Source organism: Flavobacteriales bacterium (assembly GCA_020635795.1).
In the GTDB taxonomy this organism is placed as follows: domain Bacteria; phylum Bacteroidota; class Bacteroidia; order Flavobacteriales_E; family Vicingaceae; genus Vicingus.
The window spans coordinates 33,272-50,877 of sequence record JACJZD010000005.1 but is presented as its reverse complement, the minus strand read 5'-3'; the positions used below and the strand labels follow the sequence as shown (position 1 = coordinate 50,877).

Genomic DNA, 17,606 nt, shown 5'->3' with positions numbered 1-17,606 from the left:
CATGCCAGTTAAAACCTTATTAATAACTCCGCCTTTTACCCAGCTCAATACTCCGTATCCGGCAACAGCATATTTAAAAGGGTTTTTAGACGAGCAAGGATTGGCTGTTGCACAGTGCGATTTAAGTATTGAATTGTTCAACAAGGTGTTTACTAAAGATTTTATCCAATCGGTATTTAACGAGGCAGCTTCAAACGAAAGTATTGAATTTCAGTTGGTTTGGGAACAACGAAACGAATACATTAACAAGGTAGATTTTGTAATAAAATACCTGCAACATCACGAAGTTACTGCTGCATATCAGATTAACCACGAAGAGTTTTTACCAAAAGCCCACCGTTCTAATATTGATTTAGAAAGTTTTGATTATGCTTTCGGAAATTTAGGAATACTCGATAAAGCTAAACATTTGGCTACCATTTTTATTGAAGAATTGGGAGATTTTATCAAAGCCAATGTAGATGAGTTTTTCTCTTTTACTCGGTATGCCGAAACGATAGCAACTGCAGCAAGTAGTTTTGATGAAATTGATGAGTATTTAGGATACAGCACCACTATTATTGAAGATAAAATGCTGTTGATATTAATGGCAAAAATTGATGAGGAACAACCTGATTTAATTTGTTTCACCATTCCTTTTCCAGGAAATTTATTTTCTGCATTGCGTTGTGCTAAGTTTATAAAAAAGCAATCCGTCAACCGACGGATTAAAATAGCTTTTGGTGGTGGATATTGCAACACCGAACTTCGTTCACTTACCGATGTTCGAATTTTTAAATACATTGATTATATTACACTCGATGACGGTGAAGGACCAGTTTTAAAACTCATCCAATTCCTTGGTAAGCAAATTGAGCAAAACGATTTAGAGCGAACATTTTTATTGAAAGAGGGCAAAGTTTTCTACCAAAATAATATCCCCAACACCATTTTTCATCATAACGATATGCCTGCGCCAACTTATGTTGGATTATTACAAAACAACTATTTGTCGTTTTTAGATGTGATGAACCCCATGCACCGTTTGTGGAGCGATGGAAGATGGAATAAATTAACCGTTTCGCATGGTTGCTATTGGAAACAATGTAGCTTTTGCGATGTAAATTTAGATTACATAGGAAATTATCAGAATACAACCGCCGAAAAATTGGTGGATAAGATTGAAAAATTAGTTGAAGAAACTGGGTTAACAGGCTTTCATTTTGTTGATGAAGCTGCACCTCCTAAAATGTTAAAAGCATTGGCCGAAGAACTACTAAAACGAAAAATTTACATTATTTGGTGGACGAATATTCGATTTGAAAAAACATTTAACCAAGAACTTTGTTCGCTTTTAGCAAAATCGGGCTGTATTGCTGTTACAGGAGGGTTAGAAGTAGCTTCTGACAGATTACTCGAAAAAATGAATAAAGGTGTTGATATAGGACAAGTGGCAAAAGTTACCAAAGCTTTTTCTGATAATAACATTATGGTTCATGCCTATTTAATGTATGGATTTCCAACAGAAACAGAGCAAGAAACCATTGATTCGTTAGAAGTTGTTCGTCAACTCTTCGAAAACAATTGTATACAATCGGCTTTTTGGCACCAATTTACAACTACAGCACATAGTCCAATTGGTAAAAATCCTGATGCTTTTGGAATAAAAATAGTAGGACCAATTTTTAAAGGTTTTGCCGAAAATGACTTGTATCATAAAGACCCAACTGGGGCAAAACACGAGCTTTACGGAAGAGGATTGAATTTGGCACTGAACAACTACTTAAATGGGGTTGGTTTTGATGTTAACTTATCAGAGTGGTTTGATTTTAAGATAGTTAAAACTAAAGTTAAAAGAGATCTAATTAAACAAGCAATATCTTAGTAAATATTAGGTAACAAACCAGCTGACCAATAAAATTTATTACTAGAGTTATAAAGTTTGGTTTTTAATTCAATTAGTTTAAGTTGCGATTCGATTAATTTTTGTTCTCGCGAATTAACTAAAAATAAAGAGCTTTCCCCCTCAAAAAAATTTTGTTTTTCGCCAAGTAATAATTTTGTGTAGTTTTCAACCATACTATTAGAAAGCTTAACCTGCTCGTTCAAAGTGAGTTGTTCATTAAATTGTTGTTTCACATTGTTCTGAATTTCAAGTGTTTTTTGTTGCATCGAAAAATCAACATCCTGAATTTTTATTTTAGCAAGCTGTAAATCTCCTCGTTGTTGTCGAATGAAAATAGGAAAACTAACCTCAACGCCCCATTTATAGTTTTGGCTAGAAAAAGTATTAAAAATATTGTCGCCAAAATTTGAATTAAGAAAGTTATAATTTACATTGATTTTAGGTTTAAGCCCTTCTTGTTTAAGTCGTTTATCAATATTTAAAGATGATAATTTGTTATTATACAAAAGTAATTCAGGGTGTAATTCATTTAAACTGTTTAAAATGTTTTGAACAGAATCGGCAGTTATTATTGAAAAAGTTTCAGATTGAGAGTAAATAGGAGGTCTTAAACTATCAGTAATTACTAATGGAATATTGTTTTCATACCAAAGGTAATTTGATAATTCAAGCGTATTATTGTTAAACACTAAGCCATATTGATTTCTGTCGAGCATACGATTTTGTAAAATCAGAAATGCCTCAACAGTATCAATTGCTGGTTTATCACCCATAATAAAACTACTTTTTACAGCTTCAAACCTCTCTTCTGCAAGCTTAATTGATTCTTCTAGTAATTGGTAATTGTTCCAAGATTCTACCCAATTCCAATATTGAGAAATAGCTTCATAATATAAATCATTGATGATTAGTTGTTGCTCATATTTTGATGAAGAATTGAAAATTTGAGCTTGTTTTAGCGTGGCCCTTCTTTTATCAATAAACAAACCTTGTCCTAATGGAATAGATATTCCCGCATTTAATAATCCACTCGGAGGGGTATTGTTTTCGGGATTTAAAAATATTCCTCTGTTTTGATTAATACTTGTTTTTAGTTCAACACCATACCAAGTAGGAACTTTTAACCCCCCTCCAATTATACTGTAATAATCTTTGTCGTTAAATTGCTTTTGATCTACTCCTCCATATAAATAAGGGTCGAAAGCGCCTCTAGATTGTAAAACAGTACTTTCTCCTTGTTTTATTAGTAGTTGCCCTTGTTTAACAATAGGGTGATAGTTAGAAACAAACCACAAATATTGATCAATGCTGAATATTTTTATTGAATCTTGAGCAGAGATTACGATATGAAAAATTAAAAATAAACTAGCTAGTCGTATTTTCAGGGTCATTTAATTTTATTTTCAGAGTTATTAAGTTCTTTTTTTTCTGTGTAATAATCGGGGGGGAAACCGTTTAAATTTCGCCATAATTCGTACCATATTGGTACATCTTTTAAAAGTGCAATTCCATTAGCTCCAGAACCCACCCTCAAGCCTTCTGGCCATTTTACATCATTTTTATCTGGCGCTACTAATATTCTATATTTTCCATTCGGACTTATAAAGTTATCAATTGCTACTACTTTTCCACCAAAAGTACCAAAAGAGGCATTTGGCCATCCTGAAAATACAATTGTCGGCCATCCATCAAACATAAACCTTACGGGTTGGTTTTTCTTAATTAATGGTAAATCCATTGGCATTACATACATTTCAACTGCTATATCATATAATGAAGGCATAATACTAACGATTTCTTCACCTTCTTTTATTGTTTCTCCTAAACCAGTTCTAATTGCTTTTGTGATAATTCCATCTTGATTAGCAGTGATATAATATAATCCAGACCTTACTGAATAATTCATAAATTGGTTTTGCATTTTGGTAACGATAGCTTCAGCATCATACATGCTCGACAAAGAAGCATACTTTTCTGATTCTGCTTTTGAGAGCTTATCAATATATTGATTGTTTATAGAGGTTAGTTCTACTTTTGCATTGATAAGCTCATTTCTACTGCTTAATAGTTTGTTTTCTAAACTAATTAGTTTTGATTCTGTTTCTTGTAGTTTTAATTTTCTAGTTTCAACTTCAGTTAACGATTTTAATCCATCCTTATAAAGTTTTTCAATTCGTTCAAATTGTTTAATTGCAACATCATAATTGGTTTTAGCTGCAATTAAATCAACACTATCTGACAAGATTTTTAATTCGGCTTGTTTTATATAGTTTTTGGCTTGTTCTATTTTTAATAGCTTAGTTTGTATTAAAGCATCTATCTGATTGTCTAACGAGTTTACTTTTTCCATGTATGATTTCACAGTCAATTCTTTCGATTGAATCTGTTGCTCTGTATTTGATAATAAGTTGGGGTCAAAATATTCGTCTTTGATTTCGGAAATAAATAAAATAGTATCGCCTTTATTTACAAAATCACCTTCCTTAACAAACCATTTTTCTATTTTACCTGCAATTACCGAGTTAATGGTTTGTGGTCGTTGATCTGGTTTTAATGTAGTAACATAACCCTTTGATTTAATGTTTTGTGTCCAAGGAAGAAACATTAATAAAAAAACAACACTAAAAAAAACCTTCACCAAACGCAGAAACACTTTTTCGAATCTAAAATTTTTAACCATCGAAAATGATTTATATGCAGTTTGATCAACTTTTTTATCAATTCTATTTTGACTTATATTTAACATGATTAATTTGTTTGAAAGAAGTTATTAAACCAGGTTTCTTTTTTTAAATTATTTAAAGAGTCAATAGCAATCAATTTACCATCAACCAACACCATAGTACTATTAAACCTCTCCATTATATTTAAATCATTTGAAACTAAAATGATTGACCATTTTTTATCCTTTTCGAATAAATAATTCAAAAACTTATTTTTATCTTCTATGTTTAGTTGATTAAAGTCATCATCAATCAATAACAGTTTTGGTGAGCCAACAATTCCTCTCGCTAGTATTATTTTAATTCGAATACTTTTGGGTAAATTTTTTCCTTCGGGTAAAATAACAGAGTTAATACCTTTTGGTAATGTTTCAATAAACTCATTTAATCCTAGCGCATCGATTACCTGTTGAACTTGCAAAAAAGTAAGGTTTGGTCTTTGTAAAGTAATGTTTTCAAGTATTGTTCCTTTAAACAAAGATGCCGAACCTAAACAATCTCCTATGTATGTTCTTAGCTCATCTTTGTTTAAACTTGTCAATGATTGTTTGTTTATTGTAATGGTTCCTTTATAGGAGTCAAAAAGACCTGATAAGGTTTGTAATAAAAAAGATTTTCCAGAACCATTATGTCCCGAGACACAAAGTGAATTTCCTCCTAATAATTCAAAATTAATGTTACTCAGAATATTCTTTTTTTCGTCTCTAAACTTGTAAGTTAAATCAGTAACTTTTAAAGACATGGAATCATCTTCAGTTAAATTTAATTTCGTGAGGTTTTCTTGTTCTAAATCTAAATCGGTTACACCCCCTACTTTTTCAATTGCAGTTAATACATCGTATATGGTTTCTATGCTTAATATAAGTTTTTCTACAGAGGCTAAAATTAAAATAATGATGATTTCGGCAGCTACAAACTGACCAATATTCATTTTTTGATTTATTACTAGTATCCCCCCTATTATTAATAAACCAGCTGCTATTATAATTTTAAAACCAACCAAATTAACATACTGTATCATTAACGTTTTAAAATGTGCCTTTCTTTGAGTAAGGTATCCTGTTACATTTTCATCAGTACGAGATAAAGGAAGAGTCGAGTTACCCGCTAATTTAAAAGTATTTGATGACCTTGCAATTTCTTCTAGCCAATGAGCCATTTCGTATTTATAATTCGACTCGTTTATACTCGTTTTTAATCCTTTAGGAACTGTTAGTTTAAATATTAAATAAACAATTAGTATTAATATTACACTGAAAATAATAAAAAAGGGATGGTAAAGTGATAATAGTATTAGCCCAAAAATAATCTGCAATGAAGAAGTTGAAAAATCAATTATAATTTTTGAAATTCCTTTTTGAATTGTAACTGTATCAAAAAATCTGTTTACCAATTCTGGCGAATGTTTTTTATCTACTTTTTCTTGATTCATCCTAGAAATTCTATACGCAAATTCAAAAGCTGAACGAGTAAATATTTTTTGTTGTATATTTTCGGTTATACTTAATTGAATGATTTGCATCACCCCAGTGAAAGCAATTCCAAGTATCACAAAAAAAACCAACACCATCCACGTTGTTGAAACCTGTCCTACGGTTAAAATATTTATTATGGCTTGTATTCCAAGGGGAATAGATAGACTTATTAAACCACTAAAAATAGCATAAACATAAATACTAATAATGTCTTGTTTATCAACATTTAATAGATTAAAAAATCGTTTTATTGGTGATAACTTATTAATTCTATTCATTTATTTTATGTTTTAATAACTGTACAAATATAATAGTATTACTATTACAAGAGATAGCTTAGCTATTTTTTTAGATAAAACCATGTAATAATTCTACAAAAACAAATTTTGTTTAGATAAAAATATAGAAATAAGAAGATAATGATTTATCTAACCACCACTTTTTTTGTAATTAACGTGTTTGTGGTTTCAAATTTTAACACATAAAATCCTTTGGGCAAAGAAATTTCTAGCGTGTTGTTTTTGATATCGTTATTAAAATATTGACTCACTAATTTTCCTGATATAGTATACACTTCAAGTTGATTTTTTGGTTCTCTTGATACCTCTTCGCCAAATTTTACAAAAACTTTTTCAGTTGTTGGGTTAGGGTACACATCAAAAAAGTTCGAAAAATCATTTTCTGTTATGCTTGTTGTCATGTTCCAATTATCTTGAGCTGGCGTTCCATTCCATATTATGGTAGCTAAGTATGGGTTGTCGATAAAAGGATTTCGATTGCCTTGAATTCCTTGTAATAGGTTGTTTCTATTTTTTTCGTACTGCGAAACCGTATCTTCGGCATTCCATTGTAAAAACAAACTAATCATGTTTGCATCGGTAGGTACAGTTGTTCCGACTCCAACACCAGTGGGTAAACATTGAGAACCATAACGTAAATACATGTACATCATCATACGAGCAACATCGCCTTTCCATTCATCACCAGGATACCAATTTGCACCAGCGTTTCCTGCATTTCCAGAACCAGCTGCAAACAACCTATTCCCTCTATTTCCATTCATTTGCACATCAGACGAGCGGATATGGTGAGCATCAGTTCCAGGTCCTGGAGTTGAAGTAGACATACTAGGATTTGCTAACGATTGAGCATAAGTATGCTCCCTATTCCATTGTCCGTTATTTCCTCCTTGATTCGTTTTGTCTCTTGTTCGGTCAGTTATCGGATTTCCATCACCATCATTGTAACCATATAAAAGCAAAACATTGTTAGTATTTGTTGGGTCTAAATCAGTCTGTTCAAGTGCTGTCCAAACATCAGAATAAGTTATCCAATTGGTATGAGTAACTGTAATTTTGTTCGCCAATTCATTTTTTAGGGCTTGTCCAGTTAATGTTAAATTTACATTGTTGTAATAAGCAGGTATTTGTCCGAAAACAAAAACACTTACAAATGTAAAAAGTATAAAAAAGGTCTTTTTCATGTTACATTTCTAATGAAAGGACAACAAATCTACTTATTTTTAACTGGACTTTGTTCCACGTCAGATTTTTAATAACAATAAAAAAATATATGTAAATGATACATCCCTTTTTACTATTTTCGTTGTTATGAAATTTTTGAAATACATTTTAGTAACAAGTGTTGGCTTTTTAACAGCTTGTTCTAACAACAATAATCAGGATATGGGCAAAAATAGTGAGCTTTTGGTTGAGGGGACCTGGCATTTAGATTTTATGTTGTCTACAACTAATAAACTTCCAGTTGAGTTTATTCTTAATAAAAAAGATAGCACTTATGAAATTGAGTTTTCAAACGCAGAGGAAAAAATAAAAACATCGAACATCAACATAGAAGGAAATAAAATTGTTATTAAAGATGATGTTTTTAATTCTTGGTTTGAAGGAGAAATAGTTAACCCTAATAAAATAAAAGGGTTTTGGTATAAAGAAAACGATTCCTATAAAATTCCATTTGAAGCAACACAATCAATTCAAGAAAGATTTTCAGCACCTGAAAACCTGAGTAAGCACCAGCCAAATATTTCTGGAAAGTATGAGGTTGATTTTAGTAAAGGTACTGATGAACATTATAAAGCCATTGGGTTGTTTCAGCAAGTAGATAATTATGTCACTGGTACTTTTATTACCGAAACAGGGGATTACCGATTTTTGGAAGGAAATATGTACAACAACAACTTGTATTTATCTTGTTTTGATGGTGCTCATGCCTTTTTGTTTAAAGCATCACTAATTAATGGAGTTTTAGAAGGTAATTTTTGGTCGGGAACGCATTGGGAAGAGCCTTTTGTAGCCATTAAAAATGATAATTTTGAATTAAACAATCCCGATTCATTAACTTTTTTAAAAGAAGGATTTGAGACCATTAACTTTAAACTTCCAAATACTGAAGGACAGGTTGTTTCGTTAACCGATGAAAAATACAAAAACAAGGTTGTAATTGTTAATATTATGGGTCCTTGGTGTCCCAATTGTAAAGACGAAACAGCTTTTTTAACCGAGTTGTATTCAAAGTACAATACTCAAGGACTAGAAATTATTGCATTGTCGTTTGACAAAACAGATGATTTTGAAGCATCAAAAAACAACATTTTGAAACTTCAAAGTCACTTTAAAGCCGATTACGATTTCTTGATTGCTGGAAAAGCAAGTAAAATTGAAGCGGCTAAAGTTTTGCCCATGTTAAATCAAATCATGTCTTATCCTACATCTGTTTTTATTGACAGAACAGGGAAGGTTAGAAAAATTAGAACTGGTTTTTACGGACCTGGCACTGGAAATTACTACAAGCGCTATACGGATGAAACACACATTTTTGTTCAACAACTGTTAAACGAAAAGTAATATTTCATCTTTAAAATAAGACCGTTATTTTCCGTTGTCTATTTTATTAACTTTGCCCACCAAAAATAATTTACATTAATGAGTATTCAATTATCAGAACAAGAAGTTGTTAGGAGAGAGTCGCTAACAAAATTGAGAGAATTAGGAATTAATCCTTATCCAGCCGATTTATTTCCAGTAAATGCACTTACCAAAGAGGTTAAAGAACATTTTGTTGAAGGGAAAGAAGTGATTTTAGCGGGAAGAATGATGAGCCAACGAATTATGGGAAAAGCTTCTTTTGCTGAGTTGAAGGATTCTTCTGGTCGTTTACAGGTATATATTAACCGCGATGAACTTTGTCCTGGTGAAGATAAAACCCTTTACAACGAAGTGTTTAAAAAACTGTTAGATATTGGTGATTTTATTGGGGTAAAAGGAACTTTATTTACTACTCAAGTAGGTGAAAAATCATTAAAAGTTAAAGAATTAACGGTGTTGAGTAAATCGTTACGACCATTACCCATTGTAAAAACGGATGAAGATGGTAAAGTACACGATGCCTTTACCGACCCAGAATTAAGATACCGTCAGCGTTATGTTGATTTAGTGGTTAACGACCACGTAAAAGACGTGTTTGTTACTCGTTCTAAAGTCATGAGTACCATGCGTGATTTTTTTAACTCAAAAGGATATTTAGAGGTAGAAACACCAATATTACAACCAATTCCAGGGGGTGCTTCAGCTCGTCCATTTATCACTCATCACAATGCATTGGACATGCCTTTGTATTTGCGTATTGCCAACGAATTGTATTTAAAACGATTAATTGTTGGTGGTTTTGATGGGGTGTACGAGTTTGCTAAAGACTTTAGAAATGAAGGAATGGACAGAACGCACAATCCAGAATTTACGGTAATGGAAATCTATGTTTCGTACAAAGATTACAACTGGATGATGGATTTTACGGAAGAAATGATTGAAAAAGTGGCGATAGCAGTTCATCGAAAAGCGGAGTGTAAAGTAGGTGAAAACACCATCAGTTTTGCTCGTCCGTTTAAACGTATTTCGATGACTGATGCTATAAAAGAGCATACTGGATTTGATATTTCTGGTAAAACTGAAAAAGAATTGTTTGATTGGTGTAGAGCAAATGGTATTGATGCTGACGAATCGATGGGAAAAGGAAAATTGATTGATGAAATTTTTGGTGAAAAATGTGAGAAGAAATACATTCAACCAACATTTATTACAGATTATCCTAAAGAAATGTCGCCTTTGTGTAAAGAACACCGTACTAATCCAGAATTAACTGAACGATTTGAGTTAATGGTTAATGGTAAAGAAATTGCCAATGCGTATTCGGAATTAAACGACCCAATTGACCAACGCGAACGTTTTGAGGAACAATTAAAATTATCGGAAAAAGGTGATGACGAGGCAATGTTTATTGACCAAGACTTTTTAAGAGCCTTGGAATATGGTATGCCGCCAACATCTGGTATGGGAATTGGAATTGACCGTTTGGTGATGTTAATGACCAACCAAAGTTCAATACAAGAAGTGTTGTTTTTTCCTCAGATGAAATTGGAGAAAAAAGCCGTAGAATTGACTGATTCAGAAAAAACCATTTTAGAAGTTTTGAAAGCCAACAACAGTATGGAGTTAAATGCGTTGAAAAACATTGTTGGATTAAGCGGAAAACAATGGGACGCGGGCATGAAAGGCTTAAGTAAACACGGTATGGTTAAAGTTGAGGTAAACGGCGACACAAAAATGTGTGTGCTGAAATAAATCAAAAACATGAAAAAAGAAAGTTTATACCAGTATGTAATGCTTTCTTTATTTGTGTTGGTCATAATTGTCAATCATGTTTTTGGCTATTTGGGGCATTATGGTTGGGACGATATGCATTACGCCGAAATGGCTCATGATGTGTTGCAAGGAACTATACAATACAACGACCATTTTTTTTACCGTTGGCCAACCGTTTTTTTAACCGCTCTTTCGTATAAAGTTTTTGGGATAAATGATTTTGCTTCGGCATTACCAGCAATGGGGATTGGCGTTGGAATATTGTTTATTGTATTTTTAATACTAAAACGTTACTCAAATTTTATTTTGTTTGTGGGGTTAAGTTTAATTGCCCTAAGCAATTGGTTTTTGTTTTACACCGATAAGTTAATGCCTGATATTTTTGTGGCATTTTTTGTTCTAAGTGTAGTTGCAACACTTTATTATTTCAAGTTTGTTGCAAAAGAAACTCAACCAAAAAAATATGCTTTTTTATTGGCGCTAAGCTTACTGATTGGCTTTTTGGCTAAAGAAACCATTGTGTTGATTTTACCCGTTTTAGCCTACTTGTTTGTAGTTGATTTTTTTATTGCCAAAAAACGAACCTTTTGGTTGTATGCAATAGGTTTTACCATTGGTTTGTTTGTGCTTTATTTCCTATTACTTTTTGCTTTAACTGGCGATGCATTTATTCGCTTTAAATCCATTCTTGACAACCGATATTTTAGTGAATGCAGTTATCACGAATTGCCAGCTATTTATGTAATTAAACGAATAGCCTACGAGTTTTACGAAATGTGTCTTAATTCAGGAATGTTTATTTCTATAGTATTGATTTTACCCGTTTTGTTTACTAAAAACCAGAAAGATGTATGGATGTTGACCCACGAAGTTTATTTCTTTTCTGTAGTGGGATTTTTATTGGTGTTGTCGTCAAATTTTATGAGTATTTCTTACTCCGAATACATTCCCATGTGTATCGACCCTCGACATTATTTGTTTATTTATCCAATTACGAGTATTGCGGCAGCTTTTGTAATTGACCATTACATCAACAAAACCATTAACATTCGTCTAGTTATTATCTTGCTAGGGGTAACTGGAATAGTGTCACTCATCTTTTTTGAGCAGTTATTTTGGTTCCATTACTTCCCGTTGTGTTTGCTGTTTATTGTTGCTGGTTTTATGTCTTTCCAAAGTAAAAAACTGAAAATTATTTTTGCTATACTGTTCTTTATTTCTTTAGGTATTTATCCACTTCAAAATGTTATTGCGTATCATCAAACGGGATATGAAGTTCAACGAAATGCGATTATTGAAAATATCATAAACAAAGAAAGTAATTGTATTGTAATCAGTAATGATGTACAAACTAGAGAGAACAAATATTATAGCGGATTTAAAAACACTAAAAATATTCAGTTTTTTACTTATGATGAGGTTACTGAAGACATCATGAGTTCATCAGTAAAAAAGATATTGGTTTTAAACCCTTATACCCTTTATTTATCGAATAAGACAACTAATGATTTACCTTTGTTTGCAGCGTATTTAGATGAAGAAAACAATACTGTGATTTACCACAACGAAAAACCAAACATTTCAATTGTTGAGTTAAAAAAAGTAGCCAAAGTACTTGTAGAAACAACGAATCATTTTGAAGAGGAAATACCAAATTGGTCATACCCAAAAGAACAGATTGTTAACACAGCCTCTCGTGGCGATAAAAATGCTCAAGCAGTTGATGAATATTCGGCTACTTTTCAGTTGGTTGTGGGTACTGTAATTAATAATTCTTCAAGTCTTATTATTAAAGCGGAAACATATCACTTGTTTAAAGATTCTACCGAGGCTCAACTAGTAGTTTCGATAGAAACTGATGGTAATGCCTATTTTTGGAACAGCGGTGGCTTAAATAATTTTATTTCAAGTGATGAAAATTGGAAAAAAACGGCAATTGAGTATTCGATTAAAAAGGCAGAGATAAAACCAAATTCCTTGTTAAAGGTTTATGTTTGGAATCCAAAAAAACAAGAATGTTTAATTGACGATTTTAAGATAACCCTGATAGGTTTTAAATAAATTTGATACAATACTTATATTTGTGTTATGGAAAATAAAAAAATAGCCGTTTTAGGTGGAGGAAGTTGGGCAACAGCTATTGTTAAAATACTTACCGAAACCGTTGATGTGGTTAATTGGTGGATGAGAGATGAGGATTGTATTGCCCACATTAAAAAATACCATCACAACCCAAATTATATACAATCAATTGAGTTTAATATAGATAAGTTGAACTTGAGTTCGAACTTACAAAAAACCATTGACGATTCTGATGTTATTATTGTGGCTGTTCCTTCGGCATTTTTGGCAAAAGCTTTTGATGATGCAAATATTCAAGGTATAGAAAACAAAATAATTATTTCGGCTGTAAAAGGTGTGGTTCCTGAATACAATCAAATACCTGCCGAATATTTCCATTTAAAATTTAATGTTCCTTACAAAAAAATAGGGATGATTGCTGGTCCTTGTCATGCCGAAGAGGTTGCTATGGAACGTTTATCTTACTTAACCATTGCTTGTCAGGATCAAAACATTGCACAATTTGTTGCTGATGCCATGTCGTGCAGGTATATCAACACGTCAACTTCTGATGATTTATTTGGAACAGAACTTTCGGCAATTTTAAAAAATATTTACTCGGTAGCAAGTGGTATTTGTAATGGTTTAGGTTATGGCGATAATTTTCAAGCCGTATTAATTGCTAGTTCTATTCGTGAAACAGAGCGTTTTATAAGCGCTATACACGAAATACACCGCGATGTAAAAACTTCGGCTTATTTAGGCGATTTACTGGTAACAGCTTACTCGCAGTTTTCGAGAAACAGAAACTTTGGAAGCATGGTAGGTAGAGGTTACACGGTTAAATCGGCTCAAATAGAAATGAACATGGTTGCAGAAGGATATTACGCAGCTAAAGGAATTTACGAAATAAACAAAAAATACAAAGTAAACATGCCTATAGTTGATGCGGTTTACCACATTTTGTACGAGAAAATTTCGCCAATGATGGAAATGAAAATTTTGTCGGGGAAGCTTTCTTAAACTGATATTGTTTATGGAGTAAGAGTAATAAAACCGGATTCATCAACATAACCCTTTAAATTGAGTTTATACCAGTTGTTAAAATTGGTAAAACAGTGTTTAATAAATAGTGTTCCAGACTCATAACAATCTAATTCTTTTCCAAATTCGTCTACTGCTTTTATAATAACACCAGGAATGGGTTTTCCAATACTATTAGCTTTGCTACCAGTAAGTTTAATTATATTTCCTACTAAATCTCGCACTTCATAATTAGGTGTATTTATTATTAAGTTTTTGAGTGTTAAATCGTTGCTTTTTACAATTTCGCTACAGTTTTTAAATAATGGTTTTTTAATTTCAAAAATGGCATCTGCTAAGCTTTTTTCAGCAATGCTTTTTGACACATTTATAAGCTCTAATTCTTTTATTAGTTGTCGTAGTTTAAAGGCACTTTCAATCTTGTTTAAAGGGTCTCCTATTGTTATGTAAACCTTTTTTTGTAATGTTTTAAAGTTAAATCCATATTTCTTATTTGTTCCTGTTTTAATGGTTAGTGGGGTACCAATTAAATTGTGCATGTGCATTGGTATTATTGGAGCATTTATTGTTTTTGCTAAATGTTCAATTCCTTTCTTAAATCCAGCGAGTTGTCCATTCCTACTCAGTTCACCTTCAGGAAAAATACAAACAATGTGTCCACTTTCAACTTCTTTTTTACAACGCTCGTTAAAATCTAACAACCCTTTTTTTGAAGAATCACCACTAATAGGAATCATATTCAATTTTTTAAATACCCAACCAATTACTGGAGCATTAAATACTTTGTCGTGCATAACAAACCTTAAATTTCTTGGAGCAGCAGCAGTTAATAACAAAACATCTAGTATCGAAACGTGGTTTGAAACGATAATTGCACCAGATTTTAATGGGATATTTTTTATTCCAGTTATTCGTGTTCTATAAATTATTTTTGACAATGCCCAAAGTATAAAACGAAGACAACCAATAGGCATTTTAATAATTGAAATAAGGGTTGCTATTCCAAATAACAATGATGCGGTTCTAAAAATAAAGTACGAATTGTGAGTGGTTTGAAGAAAATAAAAACACACTGTTCCACACAGCATAAAAACAATTGCAGTAATTTTTGTATAGCCCAAAGTTTCTCTTAAGTAACTAATAGTTGTTCGTTGTTTTATCCATCCACTTAACGGCGACCTAAAAAAACCACCCAGAAAAGCTGTAAACAATGCTATTAATACAAACTCAATTGTAGTTAAGTCAGTACAGCCTAATAAAAAGGTCGTAATGGTTAAACCAATTCCAGCAAAATTAACAATACCCATCTCCAACCTTTTCTTTGTAATTAATTTAGAACACCAACTACCCAAAAGGATACCGACAAATAATAATTCGGCAATCAATACTGTTGCATTAATTGATAGATGAAGTGTTTCTTGTGTGTGTACCAATACGTTTATTGAAATTAGTGAAGTAATTAACCAAAAACCTCCTAATCCAATTATTGAAGAAGTTACTCCTTTAAATTTTTTGATGTTGTTAAATAGTTTTTTCATGGCGTATAATTTTTTGGTCAAATTTATAAGCACACTTAAAAACATCAAATCTTTAATAATTAAAATACGTACTTTTAAAAATGTATATTAGTATAATAATTATCTTTATTTATAGTATATATAATATATAAAAACGTATTTATAAAAATGGACTCTATTCAAGAAGTAATATTATCAATGGATCAAAATCAACAAAAAGAGTTTGTTTATTTCATTCAAAGAAATAAGTACAGAAAGGGGCGTAAGGATTTGTTGTTGTTTTCAATACTTAAAGAAGAAAAGGAAAGAAAACCAAGAGAATTGGTTAAACTTTTACAAACCAATAATTTGAATTCGTATCATACCATTCGAAAAAGGTTATTTAACCACCTAGCAGATTTTTTTATATTAAAATCTACTAGCTCAGAAGCAAATCCTTCGTCGTATATAAATGGAATGTTGGGGGTGGTAAATTATTTATTTGATAGGGGTTTAAATAATCAAGCTTGGAAGTATTTATTAATAGCTGAGACACTTGCTAGTCAATATAATTATTCGGATTTACTGAATTCGATTTATCTTTTACAAATTGAAAAATCCCATTTAAATATTAACGTATCATTAAACGATGTTGTGCTGAAATATCAAAAAAATCAAGTAGTTTTAAGACAAGATGAACAATTACAAATTGCAAATAGTTTTGTAAGAAATGACTTAAATACGTTAAAAAAAGAAGGGTTAAAAATTAATTTTCAGCAGATAATCGACAACACTTTAAACTCGTTAAGTATTGATAAATCAGTATTGAAAAGCCCAAGAGTAGTGTTAAACTTATTAAAAATAATTAGGGCAGGTATTATTGCAAAACAAGATTTTTTTGATTTTGAACCTTACTTAATTGAAAATTACAATAGGGTATTCTCAACCAAAGAGCTAAATGAGAACAACTTGATAAAAGCTGAGTTTTTGTATATGATTGCTCATACAAGTTACAGAAACAAGAAGTTTGAACAATCGTTGAATTACTTAAATCAGTTATCCATTACTTTAGAGAGATGTTCAAGCTCTTTTCAGCAGCAATTTTATGGAAAAACAGTGCATTTAACTGCAGCAAATTTTATTTTTTTAAATCAGCTTGATAATGCCCTTGAGAAGTTAACTGAATTAAGTAAAACCAAGCAAAAATTAACTATACAAGAACAGCTTAATACTACAGTAAACATCGGTATTTACAGGTTTTTAAATAAGGAATATAAAATTTCGCTGAAAATGTTAAACGAATTATCTCATAGTGATAATTGGTATAAAAAAACGATGGGTATAGAGTGGGTGTTGAAAAAGAATTTAATGGAATTGATTTTATTTGTTGAGCTAGAGTTTGATGATTTAGTTGAAGCAAGAATTAAATCTATTGAACGAAATTTTGAAGTTCTCAAACAAAACCCTGTGTATAAAAATGCTTTCAACTATTTAGCATTAATTAAACTGTATGTGCTTAAAGGAAGAAATAACAATGTTTTAGAAAATGAAATTTCCAACCAATTAACGTTTGTTTCGTATGAACACGAAAATATTCAGGCAATGGCTTTTTATGCTTGGATAAAATCAAAAGCAACCAATCAAGATTTTTACCCAACCTTATTGGGTTTGATAAGACAATAGTTGTCTGTTGTGATATTTTGAAAGTAATGTTATTGAAACAACTGCTCCAACTGTAGCTACAAACATATCCCATTGTGTGTCCCATTGGTCACCCTGCATTCCTAAAAATTCTTCAGCACCTTCGTTTAAAATTAATGCAGCAAACCACTCAATAAGTTCGTATGCAGCACTTATTCCCATACATGATAAAATTATTGCAGTATTAAATAACTTTCCAACGTTAAATTTACCAATTCTAAGAAATAACTCTCTAATTAATATTGCAGGAACAAAGCCTTGAGCAAAATGACCGAGTCTGTCATATGGATTTCTATCTAAGCTTAAGACATCTCTAACAAAATTACCTAGAGGAGTATTAGCGTAAGTATACATACCACCATATATAAGAATTAAACAGTGAATGAAAATTAAGGTATATGCTAACTGGGTCAGTTGAAATTTCTTGTATGTTGATACTAGTATTACTCCTCCAATTACAATAGGAAATATTTCCAAACTCCATGTTAATCTATCGTTGGTGAAGATTCCAGTAAGTACCAATACAAAAATGATAATGAAAATATAAACCTTATTCATGTCTA

12 protein-coding genes are annotated in these 17,606 nt (G+C 31.6%); 6 read left to right on the top strand and 6 right to left on the bottom strand.

Annotation, left to right across the window (positions count from 1 at the left end):
* The first annotated feature begins 1 nt into the window (after position 1).
* Positions 2-1,864 (top strand): radical SAM protein, encoded by a 1,863-nt coding sequence (locus H6589_11355; GenBank protein MCB9175195.1) that lies wholly within the window; start codon positions 2-4, stop codon positions 1,862-1,864.
* On the opposite strand, the gene H6589_11350 is transcribed toward H6589_11355, so the two are convergent.
* From H6589_11350 to H6589_11335, 4 genes are all read right to left on the bottom strand, one after another.
* Complete coding sequence (locus H6589_11350; GenBank protein ID MCB9175194.1) at positions 1,861-3,276, bottom strand: TolC family protein; 1,416 nt, start codon at positions 3,274-3,276, stop codon at positions 1,861-1,863. The two genes, H6589_11355 and H6589_11350, sit on opposite strands and share 4 nt — an antisense overlap.
* Positions 3,273-4,631, bottom strand: a complete 1,359-nt coding sequence (locus H6589_11345) for an HlyD family efflux transporter periplasmic adaptor subunit (GenBank protein ID MCB9175193.1) — start codon at positions 4,629-4,631, stop codon at positions 3,273-3,275. Before H6589_11345 ends, H6589_11350 begins: the two co-directional genes overlap by 4 nt.
* A 2-nt stretch (positions 4,632-4,633) precedes the next feature.
* Positions 4,634-6,361, bottom strand: a complete 1,728-nt coding sequence (locus tag H6589_11340; GenBank protein MCB9175192.1) for an ATP-binding cassette domain-containing protein — start codon at positions 6,359-6,361, stop codon at positions 4,634-4,636.
* 146 nt (positions 6,362-6,507) lie between these two features.
* Positions 6,508-7,566, bottom strand: a complete 1,059-nt coding sequence (locus tag H6589_11335; GenBank protein MCB9175191.1) for an endonuclease — start codon at positions 7,564-7,566, stop codon at positions 6,508-6,510.
* Between the two features lie 127 nt (positions 7,567-7,693).
* On the opposite strand from H6589_11335, the gene H6589_11330 reads away from it, so the two are divergent.
* The 4 genes from H6589_11330 to H6589_11315 all read left to right on the top strand — a co-directional run bounded on the left by H6589_11330 (position 7,694) and on the right by H6589_11315 (position 13,825).
* Positions 7,694-8,947: a TlpA family protein disulfide reductase gene (locus H6589_11330; protein ID MCB9175190.1), complete on the top strand. Its 1,254-nt coding sequence runs from the start codon at positions 7,694-7,696 to the stop codon at positions 8,945-8,947.
* Between the two features lie 84 nt (positions 8,948-9,031).
* Entirely contained in the window at positions 9,032-10,720 is a 1,689-nt protein-coding gene (lysS, locus tag H6589_11325) for a lysine--tRNA ligase (GenBank protein MCB9175189.1), read from the top strand.
* Between the two features lie 9 nt (positions 10,721-10,729).
* Entirely contained in the window at positions 10,730-12,802 is a 2,073-nt protein-coding gene (locus H6589_11320) for a glycosyltransferase family 39 protein (GenBank protein MCB9175188.1), read from the top strand.
* Between the two features lie 27 nt (positions 12,803-12,829).
* Entirely contained in the window at positions 12,830-13,825 is a 996-nt protein-coding gene (locus H6589_11315; GenBank protein MCB9175187.1) for an NAD(P)H-dependent glycerol-3-phosphate dehydrogenase, read from the top strand.
* 11 nt (positions 13,826-13,836) lie between these two features.
* Here the strand turns inward: H6589_11315 and H6589_11310 are convergent, their stop codons facing one another.
* Positions 13,837-15,384, bottom strand: coding sequence for a 1-acyl-sn-glycerol-3-phosphate acyltransferase (locus H6589_11310; GenBank protein MCB9175186.1), 1,548 nt, complete (start codon positions 15,382-15,384; stop codon positions 13,837-13,839).
* Between the two features lie 147 nt (positions 15,385-15,531).
* Here H6589_11310 and H6589_11305 point away from each other — a divergent pair, with 147 nt between their 5' ends.
* Positions 15,532-17,025: a hypothetical protein gene (locus H6589_11305; GenBank protein MCB9175185.1), complete on the top strand. Its 1,494-nt coding sequence runs from the start codon at positions 15,532-15,534 to the stop codon at positions 17,023-17,025.
* Here H6589_11305 and H6589_11300 read toward each other — a convergent pair.
* Positions 17,002-17,601: a DUF2238 domain-containing protein gene (locus H6589_11300; protein ID MCB9175184.1), complete on the bottom strand. Its 600-nt coding sequence runs from the start codon at positions 17,599-17,601 to the stop codon at positions 17,002-17,004. The genes H6589_11305 and H6589_11300 overlap by 24 nt on opposite strands.
* Positions 17,602-17,606 lie beyond the last annotated feature (5 nt).

Coding starts and splice junctions, on each gene's coding strand:
- H6589_11345 (MCB9175193.1), bottom strand. CDS start 4,631: ATGTTAAATATAAGTCAAAATAGAATTGATAAAAAAGTTGATCAAACT.
- H6589_11300 (MCB9175184.1), bottom strand. CDS start 17,601: ATGAATAAGGTTTATATTTTCATTATCATTTTTGTATTGGTACTTACT.
- H6589_11320 (MCB9175188.1), top strand. CDS start 10,730: ATGAAAAAAGAAAGTTTATACCAGTATGTAATGCTTTCTTTATTTGTG.
- H6589_11355 (MCB9175195.1), top strand. CDS start 2: ATGCCAGTTAAAACCTTATTAATAACTCCGCCTTTTACCCAGCTCAAT.
- H6589_11335 (MCB9175191.1), bottom strand. CDS start 7,566: ATGAAAAAGACCTTTTTTATACTTTTTACATTTGTAAGTGTTTTTGTT.
- H6589_11330 (MCB9175190.1), top strand. CDS start 7,694: ATGAAATTTTTGAAATACATTTTAGTAACAAGTGTTGGCTTTTTAACA.
- H6589_11310 (MCB9175186.1), bottom strand. CDS start 15,384: ATGAAAAAACTATTTAACAACATCAAAAAATTTAAAGGAGTAACTTCT.
- H6589_11315 (MCB9175187.1), top strand. CDS start 12,830: ATGGAAAATAAAAAAATAGCCGTTTTAGGTGGAGGAAGTTGGGCAACA.
- H6589_11305 (MCB9175185.1), top strand. CDS start 15,532: ATGGACTCTATTCAAGAAGTAATATTATCAATGGATCAAAATCAACAA.
- H6589_11340 (MCB9175192.1), bottom strand. CDS start 6,361: ATGAATAGAATTAATAAGTTATCACCAATAAAACGATTTTTTAATCTA.
- H6589_11350 (MCB9175194.1), bottom strand. CDS start 3,276: ATGACCCTGAAAATACGACTAGCTAGTTTATTTTTAATTTTTCATATC.